This window comes from Janthinobacterium glycogeni (genome assembly GCF_051380725.1).
Classification (GTDB): domain Bacteria; phylum Pseudomonadota; class Gammaproteobacteria; order Burkholderiales; family Burkholderiaceae_D; genus Janthinobacterium.
The window spans coordinates 184,040-200,640 of sequence record NZ_JBNYXP010000008.1 but is presented as its reverse complement, the minus strand read 5'-3'; the positions used below and the strand labels follow the sequence as shown (position 1 = coordinate 200,640).

Sequence of the window (16,601 nt, the reverse complement as noted above, 5' to 3'; positions counted from 1 at the left end):
AAGCACCAGTATAGTTTATCGGCCGCGCAGGAGGCGTCCCAGCTCCTGCAAGCCGTGCGCCATCTCGGCCGGGGGAATCGCCGCAAAGCCCAGCAGCAGCCCGGGCGGCGTGGCGCACTCGGGCCCCGCCGCCGGATCCGCATAGTGGCCCAGCGGGCGCAGTTCGATGCCGTGCGCCAGGCCCGCGCGCGCGACCGTTTCTTCATCATGCTCGCCGCGAAAATACGCGCACAGTTCCAGCCCGCTGTCGGCCGGGCCGCACGCGAGCTGGTCGTCGAGCTCGCGCGCCAGGCCGCGCACCAGCAGGTCGCGCCGTTCGGCATTGCTGTCGCGCGTGCGGCGGATATGCCGGCCAAAGTGGCCTTCAGCGATGAAGTCCGCCAGCGCCATCTGCGGCACGATGGCCGTGTGCCGGTCCATCACGGCCTTGGCCTGCACCAGCGCTTCGGCCAGCGCGGGCGGCGCCACCATGTAACCGAGGCGCAGGCCGGGAAACAGTACTTTCGACAGGGTGCCCACGTAGACCACGCAGCCGGCCCGGTCCAGGCTTTGCAGCGACGCCAGCGGCGCGCCCGAGTAGCGATATTCGCTGTCGTAATCGTCTTCCACCAGCCAGGCTTTATTGTGCGCGGCCCAGGCCAGCAGGGCCAGGCGGCGGGGCAAACTCATGCTCACGCCCAGCGGCATCTGGTGCGACGGCGTCACGTAGGCCAGCTTCGCCTGCGGGCAGTGCGCCACGCCATACGCCACGTCGAGCCCCTGCGCATCGACGGGCACCGGAAAAACCTGCGCGCCGGCCGCGCGCAGCGGGCCGCTGGCGCCCCGGTAGCCGGGCGACTCCATCCAGGCAGCGTCGCCGGGCGCCAGCAGGATGGTCGACAGCAGGAACAGCGCCTGCTGCGAGCCGGAAGTGATGACGATGTGCTGCGGCATGCACTGAACGCCGCGCGAGGCCTTCAGGTACACGCACAGCAGTTCGCGCAGCGGCAGGTAGCCAGCCGGATCGCTGTAGCCGAAATGGTGGTCGGGACGGCGCCAGCGCCGCGCTTCCAGGCGGTTCCACACGTCAAATGGAAAATGGTCGATGCGCGGCATGCCGACGCGGAAAGCGCGCAGCGCCCCCCGGTGGAACGCCACCTGGCGCATGGCCGCCACCACGCCCTGCCCGCGCGCCGACAGGGGCCGCAGCAGGCCGGGCGTAGCAGCCGGCGGCACGGGTAGCGGCACCTCGCGGCTGACAAAGGTGCCGCGCCCGACGGCGCCGTCGAGGTAGCCTTCGGCCGTCAGCAGCGCATACGCATTGAGCACCGTCTGGCGCGACACGGCCAGCAGGCGGCAAAAATCGCGCGTTGGCGGCAGCTGCATGCCGGGACTCATGCGCCCGTCGAGGATGGCCGCCTTGATGGCTGCGTACAGCTGGCGGAACAGCGGTTCGACGGCGTCGCGCCGCAGCGGCAAGGCGGCGATGAGCTGGTTCAGGTGGGAAGCTGGCATGGTGGGATGTCTGTTGGATTGGTAGCTTCAAGATAGCACTTATTGGCTGTTTTAAATAGCCAAGACTGACGCTAAGATGGCGCATCCCATCACTCTTTCGGAGCACCCATGCATCAGTTTTTCGCCACCGTGGCCTGGCAGCGCGACGGCCAGGATTTCGCCGGCCAGCGCTACAGCCGCGGCCATGAATGGCAGTTCGACGGCGGCCTGACGGTCCCCGCCTCGTCGTCTCCCCTGTCCGTGCCGCTGCCGATGTCGGTGGCGGCAAATATCGACCCGGAAGAAGCGCTGGTGGCCGCCACGTCGAGCTGCCATATGCTGTTCTTCCTGTCGCTGGCAGCCCAGCGCGGCTACGTCATCGACGATTACCGCGACGATGCCGTCGGCGAGCTGGGCAAGAATGCACAAGGCCGCCTGGCCATGACGCGCATCGTGCTGCGTCCGCGCATCGCCTTCGCGGGAACGCCGCTCGCGCCCGAAGCGCTGGCCGCCCTGCACCACGACGCGCACGAGCGCTGCTACATCGCCAATTCGCTGACGGCCGACGTCGTCGTGGAAGGAGTCGCCTAGATGTACATGCCCGCCACCTTCCGCGAAGAGCGCCTCGACGTGCTGCATGGCCTGATAGCCGCGCATCCGCTGGGCGCGCTCGTGCGCTGCGGCGCCGATGGCCTGTGCGCCGACCATCTGCCGTTCGAGATCGCCGCGCCCACGCTTGATGCGCCATTCGGCATCCTGCGCGCCCATGTGGCGCGCGCCAATCCGCTGTGGCGCGCCGCCGGCGGAAACGATGACTGCATGGTGATCTTCCAGGGGCCGCACGCCTACATCACGCCCGCCTGGTATGCGGAAAAGCACCGCAGCGGCAAGGAAGTGCCCACCTTCAATTACGCGGTGGTGCACGCGCACGGCCCCCTGCGCGCCATCGACGATGCGGCGTGGCTGCTGGGATTGGTGGAGCGGCTGACGGCGCGCCATGAGGCGGATCAAGCCGCGCCGTGGAAGGTGAGCGACGCGCCGGCCGGCTATATCGACAAACTGTTGAAAGCCATCGTCGGCATCGAGATTCCCCTCACGCGCCTGGAAGGGAAATGGAAGCTGGGCCAGAACCGCAGCATGCAGGACCAGGCCAGCATGGCGCACGGCCTGGCGCTCGATCATCACCCCGGCGCGGCGCGGGCGCTGGGCGCGCTGATCGCCGCCAACGTCACGCCAGCCAGCTGACGGCCGCCGAAAACGTCAGAAACGACAGCGCCGTCGACACGAGAATGATGCGGGCGATGCGCGCCGCGCAGTGTTCACGATGATGCGCAAGGCGCGAGGCGCGCCCCGGACCAACGAATCCACCCTCACGCCAGCCAGCTGACGGCCGCCGAAAACGTCAGGAACGACAGCGCCGTCGACACGAGGATGATGCGGGCGATGCGCGCCGTGTTCGCGCCGAAGCGTTCCGACAGCAGCGAGACATTGCTGGCGCTGGGCAGGCAGGCCACCAGCACCATGCAGGTCAGCGCGAACGGCTCGAGCGGCACGCCCAGCGCGATGGCGGCGTGGCCGACACCCCACACCAGCAGCGGATGCAGCAGCAGTTTTTTCAGCGCCACGGGCACATATTCTCCCAGCGGCGCCGGATCGCTCGTGCTCATCTGCGAACGGGCCAGCACGGCGCCGATGGCAAACAGGGCAACGGGAGAGGCGGCGTCGGCCAGCAGGCCCACCGTCTGCATCAAGGGCTTGGGCAAGGCCAGTTCCAGCCACGACGACAGGGCACCGAGCACAATCGCCCACGGCATCGGGTTGCCTGCCATGCCCTTCATGGCGTTGACAACGGCGGCGCGGCTGCCGTGCGCGCCGCCGCTGCCGATGCGCGAGAGGGCGATGCACAGCGAGCTGGTAATCAACATGTCGACGACGATGGTGACGATGACGGGGCCCGAGGAACGGGGTCCGAGCAAGGTCAGTAGCAGGGGCACGCCCATGAAGCCCGTGTTCGGGAAGGCCGCCACCAGCGCGCCGAAGGCGGCATTGTTCCAGTCGATGCGGTGACTCAATGTCATGGCCGTGGTGACGCCCACCATGATCAAGGCGCACAGCAGGTAGACGCCGAACACGCTGGCGTCAAGCAGTTGCGCGACGGGCGTGGCGGCGCCGAAGCGGTACAGCATGCAGGGCAGCGCGAAGTACAGGACAAAACTGTTCAAGCCGCCGATGGCGGCCAGCGGCAGCAAGGTGCGCCGCACTGCCAGGTAGCCGCACAGCACCAGGGCGAAGAAGGGAAAGGTGATGGCGAGGATGGTCAGCATGAAGCGCCATTGTAGCGCGCCGTACCGGCCGGCCGCCTGGCGCAAAAAAAGGCCGCTCGCGCGGCCCAAGGAGGTTTTCGGAAAATCGCTGGCGGCCGGCTAGGGCTTGAGCTGGGCGCGGATCTCGCCGGCCGGGAAGGCGGCGCTGTGCACGTTCACGTACAGATTGCCGGCCTGGTAGCTCGCATACTGGGGCGGCGTGAGCATGGTGTTCGGCGGCACGGCAAACATGCCTTCGGCGGTTTTCACCAGCGGCACGATGACGGGGCCGTTGACGCCCACCGGCGCTTCATGGATATGCGCGACGGTGGCCACCATGCCCGCGTAGCGCACGCCCCCGCTGACGCTGCGGTCATGCGCAACGCGGATATTGCTGCTGCCGGTGGCCATGCTGGTATTGGCCGGCACTTCCTGCGCGCCCGTCAGGGTGACGTCGTGGCCGCCCGGATGATGGGGGCCATGGGAACAGGCGCCCAGCAGGGCGGCCAGCGCCAGCACGCTGGCGGCGCGGCGTAGGTGTTGCGGCAATGTGGTCATCGCAGTACTCCTTCAACGGACATCGGGTCACGGATGGCGCCCTGCCCTGCCCTGCCCGTACAGCCGAGCCGGGCCTGCGCCGCACTTGAGTTGCATGCTGCGACAGTAACGTCATAGCGCCGTGCCCGCTTTGCTTTGCGCCAAACTTGGCGCACGCCCGCCACCCAGCCTCAGACCAGATGCCCCTCCGCCACCCAGCCGCGATTGGCGGCTGGCGCTTTCGGCTTGGGCGCGATGCCGCTGCTTTTTTCCGCATCGAGGATGATGCTGCGCATGCTGTCGCTGGCGGCAGGCCCCGGCGCGAACGCGTAATACTCATCATTGATGGGCAAGCCCGTCGTGGCGTCGACCAGCACCGGATCGGCGGCCAGACCCGTGTCGCGGCTGGCGATGACGAGGCTGGCGCCTTCGGGGGCGAAGTTTTCATTCCCCCAGGCGATAAACGCCAGCAAGACGGGCTTGAAGGCGCGCCCGGACTTGGTCAGCACATAGTCGTAGCGGGGCGGCTTGGCGCAATACAGGCGGCGCGTCATCAAGCCCCCTTCCACCAGGTCGGCCAGGCGGCGCGTCAGGATGGTGGGGGCGATCTTGAGGCTTTTTTCAAATTCGTCGAAGCGCGTCTTGCCATAAAACGCTTCGCGCAGGATGAGGATGCTCCACCATTCGCCGACCTTGCCCAGGCTGCGCGCAATCGGGCAAGGCAAATTATTAAAGTTGGTATGTTTCATGACCGTCTCCTCACGTTGATCCAACACAACAATTAAAAAAAATCTTACGGTTGCCACACGGAAACTTAGTTACTATCGCTTTGCAAGCCATCTCCCGCCCCGGAGAGGGCTTGAAAATACGCGAAAACTCACACTTTTCTTGCTCCAGTACAATCATGCTTACTCCAGCTTCTCCCGTCGCAATGTGCGAAACGGCGTCAGAGAATGTTGTCACCCATCCGTTTTTCACCTGATACGCTTACGATGACTCCTCTGAAATTTTCCTTCCTGATAATGTTGCTCGCCATGGCCCTTTGCCAGACCACCGCCGCCGCCACCGTCTCCTCCGCATCGTTCCAGGCCACCTTCGTCGTCCACGAAGCGTGCACCGTCGTCTCGCAGCGCGGTCGCACCCAAGTGCGCTGCCAGCACAACACACCCTATCTGCTGCAACAGCAGGCGACGCCATCGGACACCGGCCTCATCACCGTCACGTTCTAAAAATAGATCGTTGCCGTCACCGTATCCTTGTAGTCGCCGGGGCGCGGCGACACCTGCGCCGGCACGCGGCCGTATATCGTCAGCGGCACGCTGGCGCCCGTGCCCGTGCCTGTCACCATGCTGGTGCCTGACGTGCCATCGCCCCAGAGCGGGCCATCGAGCGTGGACGACAGCAGGTAGCTGACCTTGTCCGTCGTTAAGAGGTTTTTCATTTGCCGGTTCGCCACGTTGGCCGCCACGCTGCCGCCGTTCAAGGCAATCTGGTACGCATTGTTGTTCACGCAGCGCACGGACAAGGTGCTGGTGCTGCGCAAGTTGCCCGTCAGGATGGAAGCGTTCGCGAACGCCATCGGACTGGCCGCGATGGTGCAGTCGTTGACGGCCGTGGCATTCACCGTGAAACCGAAGCTGCCGCTGCTGGCCGTGCAACCTTGCAGATTGACGAGGCCATAGGTCGTGTAGGTGTACGTGCCCACGCCGGCAAAGCTCGATGTGTACACCGTATCGGCGTTGGCGACCGTGGGTACGGCGGCCAGGGCCGTGCCAGCGGGAATCTTCGCGTACACGGTAAAGGTGGTGGAATATGTGCCGGGCGGGGCCAGCAAGCCGGCCGACAGGATCATGCCGAAGGTCGACGGCGCGCCCGCCACGCCGGCGCCGCCCCAGATCTTCGCCGTGGCGTACGAACTGTCCACGTACACGTTGTACTCCATGCGGTTGCTGCCATTGCCCAGCTTGCGCGGCAGGGCCGAGGTGGAATTCGTGCCCAGCCCCAGCGAGATGCACACTTGCGCGTTGGGCGTGAGCAACTGCCCCAGGTTCAGCGACGAAAAAAGGCAGCTGAAGGTGCCCGTTGCCTGCGCCACGTAATCGGTGCCGGAAATCGGGCTGACGGCGCCGAAATCGATATTCGTCATGCTCACCGTGCAGGTATCGGCCGCCTGCGCTGCGCCGCCCCAGGCGCATCCCAGCAGCAGGGTCAGGCAAGGCAGCAGGCGGCGCATCAGCGGCCTCCCCCGGCGCCGGCGGCGGCGCAGCGCAGCGGCCCGATCACGGGCAAGCCGCCCGCGGCAGGACGCACATAGGCAAAACCTACCGTGCACGCACTGTCGCCCTCGCCCACTTGCAGCTGATTCTGCTCGAGCAGATCGTCGACGAACACCATGCCGTCAAATCCCATGACCGTCTGCTTGCCGCTTTGCACATGCAGCACGGGCAAGCCCGTGGCCAGCGGCTTGCCGTCGGCGCCCTGGACGATGACGGTGGCGGCGCTGTAGCGTCCGACGGGAAAGGCCGCCAGCACGCCAGCCAGCTGTTGCGGCACGACATTCATATTGGTCACGGGCACGCGCGCGTCAACGTCGAGCTCATCCGTGGCGATGCTGATCTGGTTATTGCCATAAGGATTCAAATTCGGCACCAGCAGATAGCCGCCCCTGTCCGTCACGCCGATCTGGCGGTTTTCATGCAGCACGGGAATATTGCCCACACCGCCAGTGGACACCAGCGCAAAACCGTTGCCCACCTGGCGTGCCGCCTCGACATGCCCATCCATCAGCACCAGCGCGCCGGCCGCGCCCAGCGAGGAGGCATTGCCCATGCCGCCGCTTTGCGTGCGCGCATTCACGCGGCCGTCATTGCCCAGGTATTCCACTTGCGCTTGCCGGTAGGCATTGCGGCCCACCGTGCCAGCCTGCAAGCTCCAGCCGACACCGCCGCCAAAGTCCGCCGCGCGCTGCGCGCTGACGCTGCGGCCGCTCTCGCCGTTCTGCCGGCTGCCGCTCGTGCTGATGGCCAGATTATTGTCGAAAGCCATGCTCAGGCCGACATAAAAGCCCCGCTTCTCGCGTTGCCGCAAATCCTGGAACAGGCTGGCGTTCAGGAACAGGCCGTGAAACAGGGTCGCCGAATAGCCCAAGGTGGCCAGCTTCGATGGCGCTGCGCCGGGCGTGCGGTAACTGATATAGCTGCTGCTGATGCTGCTTCCTGCCGGCAAAGGCAGGCTCACGGTGAGGCGGTCCGCCGCGCGCACCACGGGGCTGCCATCGCGCGAAGCGAGGTCGCCAAACCCGGCGCTGGCGCGCACGCTGTACGCATCGACGCTGAAGCTTGGCCCCACATATTGGTATCCGGCGCCCAGCTGCGCACCACGGCTGCGGCCGGCGCTGGCCGACAGCGAGCCGCTGAGCACGCCCGCCTGACCCAGCCGCACCAGCGCGCCCGCCCCCGCCTGGTACAGGCCGGCAGTCAATTCCGCATGGCCTTCGATGGTGAAGCTGTCGCTGACGCCATGGCGGCCGGATGCGCTGGCAAGCAGTTGCCGCCCGTAGCCGAACAGGCGGCGGCCATAGTCGCGCCGCACGGCGCCCGCCTCGACCGAATAATCGCTCAAGCCGCCAGCGAGCATGCGCGTATCGACATACAGGGGCAGCACGGTCGTCACGCTGCGCCCCAGCGCATCGCGCGTGATGAGGGTGGCTTGCCCGGCGCCATTGATGCCGGCCACCTGGTTCAGCACGAACGGACCGCTGGGCACGCTGGCAGCATATTGCTGCACCCCGTTGACGTACAGGCTCAGCGACGAAGGTACGAGCGCCGTGCCATCGACGGAGGCGACGGGAAAGGTCAGCAGGTCGGGGCGCAGCTGGAAATTCTTGCGCCACTGCACGCCGCCTACGCGCACGGCGCGGCTCCAGCTGAGCGATGAGGAGATCAGGTCGCCCACTTGCCACGTTTGCAGGGTATCGGGGTCGGCATGGCTCCAGAACGTGTCAAAGCGCATGTACTTGCGCTGGTCTCCTCCCAGGTTCACGGTGCCGGTATGGCTGAACACGCCGCTGTAATTGAAATAGCGCAAGTCGTTGAAGATGGCGGCGCGCCGTGTCCGGCCCAGTTCCGCATAGGCTTCGTAATTGAGCACGGCGCCGGGCGTGACGCGCGACGGCGGCGTCTGCGCCGCCAGGCGCGCATCGATGCGGTACGGCGCGCGCAAGTCGTCCGCCACCTGCAACGACACGCTCTGGCGCGCCGCATCATATTCATAGCTGAGTCCCGGAACCGCATCGAGCGCCACCTCGGTCTGACCGGGCGCGACCAGGCGCGCCGGGTCCAGCCCCAGCTGCTGCAAGTTCGCCACACTGCTGCGCAAGGTTTTGCCCACCTGGGTAAAACGCAAGATCAGCCCGGTTGAAACAGCATTCACACTTACCTCCAGATACAGTTCATTCGGCGCCGCCGGATCGGTGGGCAAGCTGGCCAGCCCCAGATCGGCGCCCGTCACGGCCGCCGCGCCATCGGCCCTGGCCAGCGGCGCCATGACCAGCAACAGCAACGCTGTCAGCGCGCGTTTCATGGTTCACGCAGGTCGCGCCAGCCATGGCGGCCATGTTCAAGGTGTCGAATTCTTGGCAATGAGCGCCTTCGCATTCACATTGACCGCGATACTCAACGGTCCATCCAGTTCGGCCTCCCTGGCGACAGGCAGGCGCCATACGCGCATGCGTTCGGCCAGGACATAACCAAACAACCCCTTGCTGACGGCAAACTCCTTGCCCGCCTGGTTCGTCAACGTCATCGCCCCGATCTGCGCATGGATATTGCCGCTGTTCTTGATACGCAACATCCACTCACCCCGCTCGCGGAAGACTTGCCAGTCGAGCACTTCCTTGCCTGGCGCAGCGGCCGGCAGCACGAAAACGGGCACCGAATAGCGCAGGCGGATATCGACGCCGCTGCGACCCGCATCATCCTCGCGGCTGATTTCATCGATGAGCACGCGATACGTCTTTTCCTGCGCCACAGGGCCAGCCTGGGCACGCACGAGGCGGATGGTCTGCCGGCTGTTGGCGGCGATTTCGACGATCGGCGGACTGGCCACCAGCTCCTGCGTCGGCGCCAGCACTTCTTCGCCATCGCGCTGGTCCCAGGCAAACACCCGCACCTGCCCGTAGATGGCTTGGTCGCCGAGATTTTGCAAGTTGATACCCGCGGCATTCTGAGCGGCGCGCAAATTGAGCGTCACCGGCGAAATCTGCAAATTGGCGCCGTTCGCGCCTGCGGCGCAGCAGGCCAGCAGGCCAGCAGGGCCAGTACGCTTTTCAGCCGCGAAATCGAACCGGCGTTCACGCGGCGCCTGACTTAAAAGTACACGGTGGCGGTGATGGTCGACTTGTAGGTATCCGGCGCCGGCGTCGCCTGCGGCGGAATGTTGCCGTACACCGTGATCGGCTGCGACGCGCCGTTGCCGGTGCCGCCGACGGTATTCGTGCCCTGCGTATCGCCCCACAAGGTGCTGCCGGCCGTCTGGAACAGGTTGAATTGCACCGTCCCCAGGTTGCCGCCCGTGCCGCTCAGATAGCGCGTGGTGCCGCTTGAGCCCGTGCCCGTGCCCGCCGTCAAGCCCACGTTGTACGGCGTGGTATTGGTGCAGGTGACATTCACGGTCGTATTGACGTTCACGGCAGTAGCCAGTACGCCCTGACTTTGGCCAAAGTCGAGATTGGCCGCCGCAATGGTGCAATTGGCGATGATTTTCAGGGTCACGTCAAAGGTCGTGGTGTTGCTGCCGTTCAGATACACGGCGGCATCGGCGTAGCCAGGCAGGAGGGCCGTAGCGGCAAGGACGACACTGGCAGCAGCGGTCAAGCGGGGTGAAATAACTCGCAACATGATACCTCCTGATGACGGAACATCATTAATGCGCCCATCGGCATGCAGGGCTCGAGGATAGTCACGGTATTGCCGGCGTTTTCTGGGGCACGCAAACCAGGACGACAACATACTTGCGCCGAGAGTCAGGAAGCGAGGGACTCCGGCATTTTTTGCTGCATTGGCAAAACAGATTTTTTGGCAAGCGACATTGCTTAAAATCAATGCATGAGTGAATTATTGGCGATATAGGAAATCCGCGCTTCTTCTCGCGGAGAAACATCTTTTGAAACACGAGAAAAGCAGAAAAAAAAGAAAAAGCGAGGCATAATAAGCCACAACTTGTTATTTGGTTAAGTCATCCATGCCATGCCATTGACCAGCGAAACCATCAGAAAAAACATCTTGATCGTGGACGATTCCGCGTTCGAGCAGCGCATGCTGATGGAGCTGCTCAGCGAGCAGCCCTACCGCTTCAGCATTGCCTTCAATGGCTACCAGGGCTACCAGTTGGCATTGGCCACGCATCCCGACCTGATCCTGCTCGACGTGCGCATGCCCGAAATGGATGGCTACACGGCGTGCCGTTTGCTCAAGGCCAATCCCGACACGGAACAGATTCCCGTGATCTTTCTCAGCGGCGCGGACGCCGCCAAGGAGCGCGTCATGGGCTTGCAGGTGGGCGGCGTCGATTACATTTCAAAGCCGTTCCTGCCGGAAGAACTGGCCGCGCGCATCCATATCCACCTGGGCTTGATGCGTAAAAGCAACAGCACATTACCTGAGGCGACGCCGCTCGGCGACCGGCAGCAACATCCGGACCTCGTGTTTGTCAATGCCGTCAAACAACTGATTCTCGACAACCTGGGCAGCCTGCCCAACCTGTCCGAAATCGCCCGCAGCGTGGGCACCTACCGCGAAAAGCTGACCCTGATGTTCCGCGAGCAGACGGGCATGACGGTCTTTGCCTTCATCCGCGAAGCGCGCATCGCGCGCGGCGTGGAACTGCTGCAGCAGACGGAAATCGACGTGCAGGATGTCGCCCTGCTGATCGGCTTTCACAACGCGGGCAACTTCGCCACGGCCTTCCGCGAACGCATGGGCGTCACGCCCAGCGCCTACCGCCAGCGCCTGCATGAACAGGCGGGGCAGCGGCAGGTGTCAAACGGTCATTAGAACTTGTAGTTCAGCTTTAGCGAGGCAAAGCGGCCGCGCGGGTCGGCCTGCGTATAGTCGAAGCCCGAGGCCGAGTAATCCCACGGCGCGCGCTTGTTGGCCAGGTTCTGCACGATGAAGGTGACGTTCGCCGCGGGCGTCACCTGCCAGCTGGTGGTCACGTCGAAGGTGCTGAAGGCGGCCACCGATTCATCGAGATGCGTGTTTTGCGCATAGCTGCCCACGTAATTCCAAGTGAGCGTGGACGACCACTTGCCCTGCTCCCACGTGGCCGAGGTGACGCCGCGCCATTTCGGGATGGAGCCGAAATAGTTGGTGCCGGCGCCGTCCGTCAGCGGTGCGCCGTCGGACAGCGGTTCGGCAAAGCGCAGCACGCGGCTCAGCTGGCCGGCCAGGGTCAGCTTGCCCCAATCCTTGTCGATGAAGCGCTGGCGCAGGTCCAGGTCGATGCCCGACACTTCGCGCTGGCCCTGGTTGCGGTACTGGCGGTACAGGGTCGTGATGCGGCCATCGGCATCGCGCGTGATCTTTTGCGGCGCCAACGCTTCATTGGCGAGCGTGGTGGTGGCGCTTTCCGTGCCGATCACGCCATCCTGCTTGATGCGGTAGTAATCGAGGCCGATGCTTGAACTGCTGGTCGGCGACACCACCACGCCCAGGTTCAGGTTGTTCGAACGCTCGGGACGCAGCGCCGTATTGGCGATGGTGATGGCCGTCACGCCGCGCGTCTGCGTGGGCGTAATCGGGTCGCGCGGATCGAGCACGCTGACATAGCTGACGGCCGTGCTTTGCGTGATTTCCGGCAAGGACGGCGCGCGGAAGCCGCGCGACACGGTGCCGCGCACCAGCAGCCACGGCGCCGCCTGGTAGCGGGCGCTGGCTTTCGGCGAGAATGCATTGCCGAAATCGCTGTAACGGTCGGCGCGGCCCGCCAGGTTGACGGACAGGTCTTTCACCACCGGGACGTTGAATTCGGCAAACAGGGCCGACACGCTGCGCGAACCGTTGATGATGTTGATGGCCGGGCGCAGCTCCGTGCCCGACAGCACGGCCGTCGAGGTTTGCGAATCCATCTTTTCGCGGCGCCACTGGGCACCGGCGGCAAAGCCCAGCGGACCGGCCGGCAATTGCCACAGGTCTTTCGCGGCCGAAAAGTCGACGGTATCGAGGGTCGATTCGGCCGGGCGCAGGGTCGACAGGCGCAGTCGGTTGCGCACGGCTTCGCTGTTTTGCGACTGGTCAAAGAAGTTATAGCTGCCGTCGGCCAGCACTTTCTGGAATTCGTAGCGGTTGACGAAGTTCTGCACGGTTTCCTCCAGCTTGCTGCTGGAATGGCCCACGGCCGCATCCCAGTCCCAGCCCGCCAGGGTGCCTTTCACGCCCGCCAGGGCGCGGTAGAACGTGACCTTGTCCTGCTTCAGGCGCGGTCCCAGGTCGAACAGGGTGGCCGTGAACGGCAAGGGCGTGGCGCCCGGATTGTTCGGGTGGCCGACGGGCAGCACCACGGGTATCGTGTCGAGCGCCTGGGTGGCGTTGTTCCACACGCGCGTGGCATTGTTGACGGTGAGCGGCGCACTGAAGGTCTGGTCGGCGCGCGAATAACTGTGCAGCAAGTCGACATACGCTTCCGTGTCCGCATTGAGCTTGAAGGTGGCGCGCGCGGCCGTGTGCACGCGCTGGATGCCGGGAATCAGGGTTTTATATGGCGACGGGTTATACGCCAGCACTTGCCCCGTCTTGCCCTGCGTGATATCGCCATAATTGGCCAGTTGCAGCGGTGCGCGCACGCCGCCCAGCGTGCGTGTGGGATCGGTGCCCGCGTAATTCGTGATGGCCCAGCCCAGGCTGCCACGCTGCTGGTTGCGGAAATCCGCATCGCGCATCCACGCCACGTCGCTTTGCTGCAGCTTGTCGCGCTGCTGCGCGTCAATCGAGAAGACCAGGCTGTAGCCGTCTTCCTCGAGCTTGCCGAAACCCGTCTGCAGCGCCGCGCTCTTTTCATGCTGGCCCGTGCCTTCGGTCGAGCCGCCCCACTGCGCCGTGATGTCCGTGCCCGTGAATTCCTTGTACAGGATGATGTTGACCACGCCGGCCACGGCGTCGGAGCCGTAGACGGACGAAGCGCCATCCTTGAGCACCTCGATGCGCTGCACGGCCGCCATCGGCAGGCTGTTCAGGTCGACAAAGGTTTCCTGCAAGTTTTGCGCCGTCGCATAGCTGGCCACGCGCTTGCCATTGACGAGGATCAGGGTATTTTTCTGGCCAATGCCGCGCAGCGACAGACCCGAGGTGCCGGCCGAGAAACTGCCCGTATATTGTTCGTTGTAGCTGTTGCCGCTGTTGGCGGAGATGGCGCGCAGCACGTCCGAGACGCTGGTCTTGCCGCTGGCTTTCAATTCCTTGGCCGTGATGACCTGCACGGCGCTGGCGCCCTCCTTTTCGCTGACGCGGATATTCGACCCGGTGACGTTGACGCGCAGCATCTCCTCCTCGGCGTGGGCGAAGGCAGGAAAGGCGGCGGCGATGGCAAGACTGATGGCGAGTGGTTTGAACATGGTTTCCTCTTATTGGGATTGCAGCCTTTTTCCGATAAAAAAGGCCGAGCTGGGGCACGCGGACCGGGTGGGCCAGCGGACAACGACAAACGGGGGGGATCAGCGAACTACTACGGGATGCGTGGACGGGCACGCACCGGCATCGACTGCGCCATGCATTGCATGGTCAGCTGGTGCCGGGTGGCATAAAAACAGGCAGAAAGGGTAAAGCGCAACATAAAAGACACCGGTAAGCGGGGAAAGGCCACTATATCCCGGCGTCTTTATGGCGTGAACGAATTAAAAATTGATTGTATATACGATTTGAATCTAAGGACTTGTCGTTTGACAACATTCAGGCATCGGCGATGACCGCGGACGGGCCAGCGGGCGCCTGCGCCGCGCGGCGCGCCTGCACGTTCCACCAGTACCAGGAAATCAGGGCATTGACCCAGTAGGCCGCATACAGCACGGCCGTCAGGTGCAGGCCGCGGCTATAGTACAGCGGCACGGCCACGGTGTTGACCAGCAGCCAGAAGGCCCAGGTTTCGATGCGCCGGCTCATCAGCAGAAATTGCGCGATGATGCTAAATACCAACACTGCCGAATCGATGAACGGTGCGTAGGCATTCGTGAAGCGGTGCAGCAGCATACCGTAGATCACCACGGAGGCGATGCCGGCCGGCACCACCCAGGCCAGGGTGCGCCAGCGCGTGCGCGTGATCGGCAAGGGCTGGCCGCCGGCGCCGCGCCGCCATTGCAGCCAGCCGATGACGCAGGTGACGATGAAGAACAGCTGCAGCATCACGTCGGCGTACAGGTTGACCTGGAAAAACAGCACGGCAAACAGCACGCAGCCGACCATGCCGATCCACCAGGAATGAATATTATTGCGTCCGGCCAGGATGATGGAGGCAGTCATCAGCACATTGGCGGCGATCTCGAGCGGGGGAGTCAAGCGGATTTCCTTTGCGGGGCAGTGGTTGCACCGCGCCACTATAGCCGATTACACTGCACGGTGTTCGCCGTGCCGGAAGCGACGCCCATGGGGGCACGCGGCAAAAAACGCGCGTAGATCGAGGAAATGCGAGTCAGGCCGGCCTTCCGCAGCCGCAGCCCTTGACTTCCATGGCCATTCTGGCAAATTGAATATCAAGTTGAAACTCCAGGGAATTCCCCATATGCGCATGCGCCATCTCCTGTTTGCGGCAGTGCTCGGCGTATCCGTCCTGCCCGCCGTGGCTTGCCGCATGACGATGGCGCTGGAAGAGTGGCCGCCATATCTCTATCGCGATGCCCAGGGCCACGCTACGGGCCTGGACCTGGAACTGCTGCACGCCATCTTCAAGGAAGCGCACTGCACCCTCGTCACCCTGCCGGAACTGCCCACCGCGCGGCGCCAGCTGCTGTTCCAGAAAGGGGGACTGGACCTGATGCTGGCCGCGTCCGAGACACAGGAACGCCATTCCTATGCGCGCTTTTCCATTGCGTATCGCGACGAAGCCGTGGGTCTCTTCAGCAAATCCGGCCCGCCCGCCGGCCACCGCCAGATCGCCAGCTTCGCACAGCTCGCACGCGGCAAGGCGACCCTGCTGGCGCCCAAGGTGGGCTGGTATGGCGCGCAATACGCGGCGGCCCGCCCGGCGCTGGAAAAGGACGGCCGCCTGAATACCTTCGGCACCTTCCGGCAAGGCATCCTCATGCTCGACGCGGGCCGCGCCGACCTGCTGCTGGGCGACGTGCTGGCCGTGCGCCACGAAGCGCGCCTGCAGGGCGTTGCCTTGAATACCCTGCCCTTCCTCGTCCTGCGCGCCCCCGTGCACCTGATGCTCAATGCGCGCACGACCAGCGCCGACGACCTGACGCGCCTGAACGCCGCCATCGCGCGCCTGGAGCAGCGCGGGGTGCTGGCGGCGATACGTAGCAACTACGAAGCGCCGTAAGGCGATCAGCCCTTGCCGGCCGCCTCGAGGATTTCCAGCTTCGTTTCGCGGCCATTTTTTTGCACGCCCTGCGCCTTGTCGTAGCTTTCGATCAGCGCGCGGTACGGCGGCACGATGTGGTCCGTCATGATGGCGGCGAACTCCATCGCGTCGGCGCGGTTCCAGGTGCTCATCACCTCGGCCAGCACGGCATACGTGTCGATCGGCACGGCGCCCGCCTGCGTCACGCGCGCCATGGTGATGTCGGTGGCCATCTTCGACCAGTTGCCCGAGGCGTCGATGATGGCAAACACCTTGTAGCCGGCCGCCAGCGCGCTGATGGTGGGAAAAGCCATGCATACGCTGGTGAGCGTGCCGGCGATCAGCAGGGTCTTGCGGCCCGTCTTTTCGATGGCCTCGACCCAGGCCGGATTGTCCCAGGCGTTGATCTGCCCCGTGCGCGGGATGTAGACGGCGTCCGGGTTGAAATGGTGGATTTCCGGGATCAGGGGGCCGTTCGGGCCGTCGGGCACGGAAGCGGTGGTGAAGGTCGGCATGTTGGCCAGGCGCGACAGCTTGGCCAGCGCCGTGACGTGGCCGCGCAGCACATGCTGCTCGATGTCGCGCACCAGCTGGAACAAGCCGCTCTGGTGGTCGATCAGCAGCATGACGGCGTCGTCGGGATCGATCATCGGTGGCAAACCTTGGAAGTTGGCGGGGGTGCTCATGGTGGTCTCCTCAAAAGCCGTGCCGCGGGATGCGGCACGGGTACTGCACAAA

Annotated in this window: 16 protein-coding genes; 5 read left to right on the top strand and 11 right to left on the bottom strand. The window is 64.6% G+C overall.

Features of this window, described 5'->3' with window-relative positions:
• Positions 1–15 precede the first annotated feature (15 nt).
• Positions 16–1,494: a MocR-like pyridoxine biosynthesis transcription factor PdxR gene (gene pdxR / locus ACQ4W4_RS19780; RefSeq protein ID WP_436543386.1), complete on the bottom strand. Its 1,479-nt coding sequence runs from the start codon at positions 1,492–1,494 to the stop codon at positions 16–18.
• Between the two features lie 108 nt (positions 1,495–1,602).
• Between pdxR and ACQ4W4_RS19775 the strand changes: the two genes are divergently transcribed.
• Together ACQ4W4_RS19775 and ACQ4W4_RS19770 are read left to right on the top strand one after the other, a co-directional pair.
• Positions 1,603–2,064, top strand: coding sequence for an OsmC family protein (locus tag ACQ4W4_RS19775; protein ID WP_436543385.1), 462 nt, complete (start codon positions 1,603–1,605; stop codon positions 2,062–2,064).
• Positions 2,065–2,070: 6 nt separating this feature from the next.
• On the top strand, positions 2,071–2,718 hold the full coding sequence (locus tag ACQ4W4_RS19770) for an FMN-binding negative transcriptional regulator (protein ID WP_436543384.1): 648 nt from the start codon (positions 2,071–2,073) through the stop codon (positions 2,716–2,718).
• Between the two features lie 125 nt (positions 2,719–2,843).
• Here ACQ4W4_RS19770 and ACQ4W4_RS19765 read toward each other — a convergent pair whose 3' ends face one another.
• The 3 genes from ACQ4W4_RS19765 to ACQ4W4_RS19755 all read right to left on the bottom strand — a co-directional run bounded on the left by ACQ4W4_RS19765 (position 2,844) and on the right by ACQ4W4_RS19755 (position 5,062).
• Positions 2,844–3,797, bottom strand: a complete 954-nt coding sequence (locus tag ACQ4W4_RS19765) for an AEC family transporter (protein ID WP_436543383.1) — start codon at positions 3,795–3,797, stop codon at positions 2,844–2,846.
• A 99-nt stretch (positions 3,798–3,896) separates the two neighbouring features.
• Positions 3,897–4,334 carry a CHRD domain-containing protein gene (locus ACQ4W4_RS19760; RefSeq protein ID WP_436543382.1) on the bottom strand — a complete coding sequence of 146 codons (438 nt, stop codon included), beginning with the start codon at positions 4,332–4,334 and terminating at the stop codon, positions 3,897–3,899.
• A 170-nt stretch (positions 4,335–4,504) separates the two neighbouring features.
• Complete coding sequence (locus ACQ4W4_RS19755) at positions 4,505–5,062, bottom strand: winged helix-turn-helix transcriptional regulator (RefSeq protein WP_070312550.1); 558 nt, start codon at positions 5,060–5,062, stop codon at positions 4,505–4,507.
• A 204-nt stretch (positions 5,063–5,266) separates the two neighbouring features.
• Here ACQ4W4_RS19755 and ACQ4W4_RS19750 point away from each other — a divergent pair, with 204 nt between their 5' ends.
• Entirely contained in the window at positions 5,267–5,542 is a 276-nt protein-coding gene (locus tag ACQ4W4_RS19750) for a hypothetical protein (RefSeq protein ID WP_436543381.1), read from the top strand.
• Here the strand turns inward: ACQ4W4_RS19750 and ACQ4W4_RS19745 are convergent.
• The 4 genes from ACQ4W4_RS19745 to ACQ4W4_RS19730 all read right to left on the bottom strand — a co-directional run bounded on the left by ACQ4W4_RS19745 (position 5,539) and on the right by ACQ4W4_RS19730 (position 10,210).
• Complete coding sequence (locus ACQ4W4_RS19745) at positions 5,539–6,546, bottom strand: Csu type fimbrial protein (protein WP_436543380.1); 1,008 nt, start codon at positions 6,544–6,546, stop codon at positions 5,539–5,541. The genes ACQ4W4_RS19750 and ACQ4W4_RS19745 overlap by 4 nt on opposite strands.
• Complete coding sequence (locus ACQ4W4_RS19740) at positions 6,546–8,894, bottom strand: fimbria/pilus outer membrane usher protein (protein ID WP_436543379.1); 2,349 nt, start codon at positions 8,892–8,894, stop codon at positions 6,546–6,548. The genes ACQ4W4_RS19745 and ACQ4W4_RS19740 overlap by 1 nt, the downstream gene beginning before the upstream one ends.
• 36 nt (positions 8,895–8,930) lie before the next feature.
• Positions 8,931–9,578 (bottom strand): fimbrial biogenesis chaperone, encoded by a 648-nt coding sequence (locus tag ACQ4W4_RS19735; RefSeq protein WP_436543378.1) that lies wholly within the window; start codon positions 9,576–9,578, stop codon positions 8,931–8,933.
• Positions 9,579–9,679: 101 nt separating this feature from the next.
• A complete protein-coding gene (locus ACQ4W4_RS19730; RefSeq protein ID WP_086140255.1) occupies positions 9,680–10,210 on the bottom strand; it encodes a Csu type fimbrial protein in 531 nt (176 codons plus the stop codon).
• Between the two features lie 348 nt (positions 10,211–10,558).
• On the opposite strand from ACQ4W4_RS19730, the gene ACQ4W4_RS19725 reads away from it, so the two are divergent.
• Positions 10,559–11,365 carry a response regulator transcription factor gene (locus ACQ4W4_RS19725; RefSeq protein ID WP_436543377.1) on the top strand — a complete coding sequence of 269 codons (807 nt, stop codon included), beginning with the start codon at positions 10,559–10,561 and terminating at the stop codon, positions 11,363–11,365.
• Here ACQ4W4_RS19725 and ACQ4W4_RS19720 read toward each other — a convergent pair.
• Positions 11,362–13,920 carry a TonB-dependent receptor gene (locus ACQ4W4_RS19720; protein WP_436543376.1) on the bottom strand — a complete coding sequence of 853 codons (2,559 nt, stop codon included), beginning with the start codon at positions 13,918–13,920 and terminating at the stop codon, positions 11,362–11,364. The genes ACQ4W4_RS19725 and ACQ4W4_RS19720 overlap by 4 nt on opposite strands.
• Positions 13,921–14,254: 334 nt before the next feature.
• On the bottom strand, positions 14,255–14,857 hold the full coding sequence (gene pnuC, locus ACQ4W4_RS19715; RefSeq protein WP_436543375.1) for a nicotinamide riboside transporter PnuC: 603 nt from the start codon (positions 14,855–14,857) through the stop codon (positions 14,255–14,257).
• A gap of 229 nt (positions 14,858–15,086) precedes the next feature.
• Between pnuC and ACQ4W4_RS19710 the strand changes: the two genes are divergently transcribed.
• On the top strand, positions 15,087–15,842 hold the full coding sequence (locus tag ACQ4W4_RS19710; RefSeq protein ID WP_436543374.1) for a substrate-binding periplasmic protein: 756 nt from the start codon (positions 15,087–15,089) through the stop codon (positions 15,840–15,842).
• Positions 15,843–15,847: 5 nt separating this feature from the next.
• On the opposite strand, the gene ACQ4W4_RS19705 is transcribed toward ACQ4W4_RS19710, so the two are convergent.
• Positions 15,848–16,549, bottom strand: coding sequence for an isochorismatase family protein (locus ACQ4W4_RS19705; RefSeq protein ID WP_199534412.1), 702 nt, complete (start codon positions 16,547–16,549; stop codon positions 15,848–15,850).
• Positions 16,550–16,601: the final 52 nt, after the last annotated feature.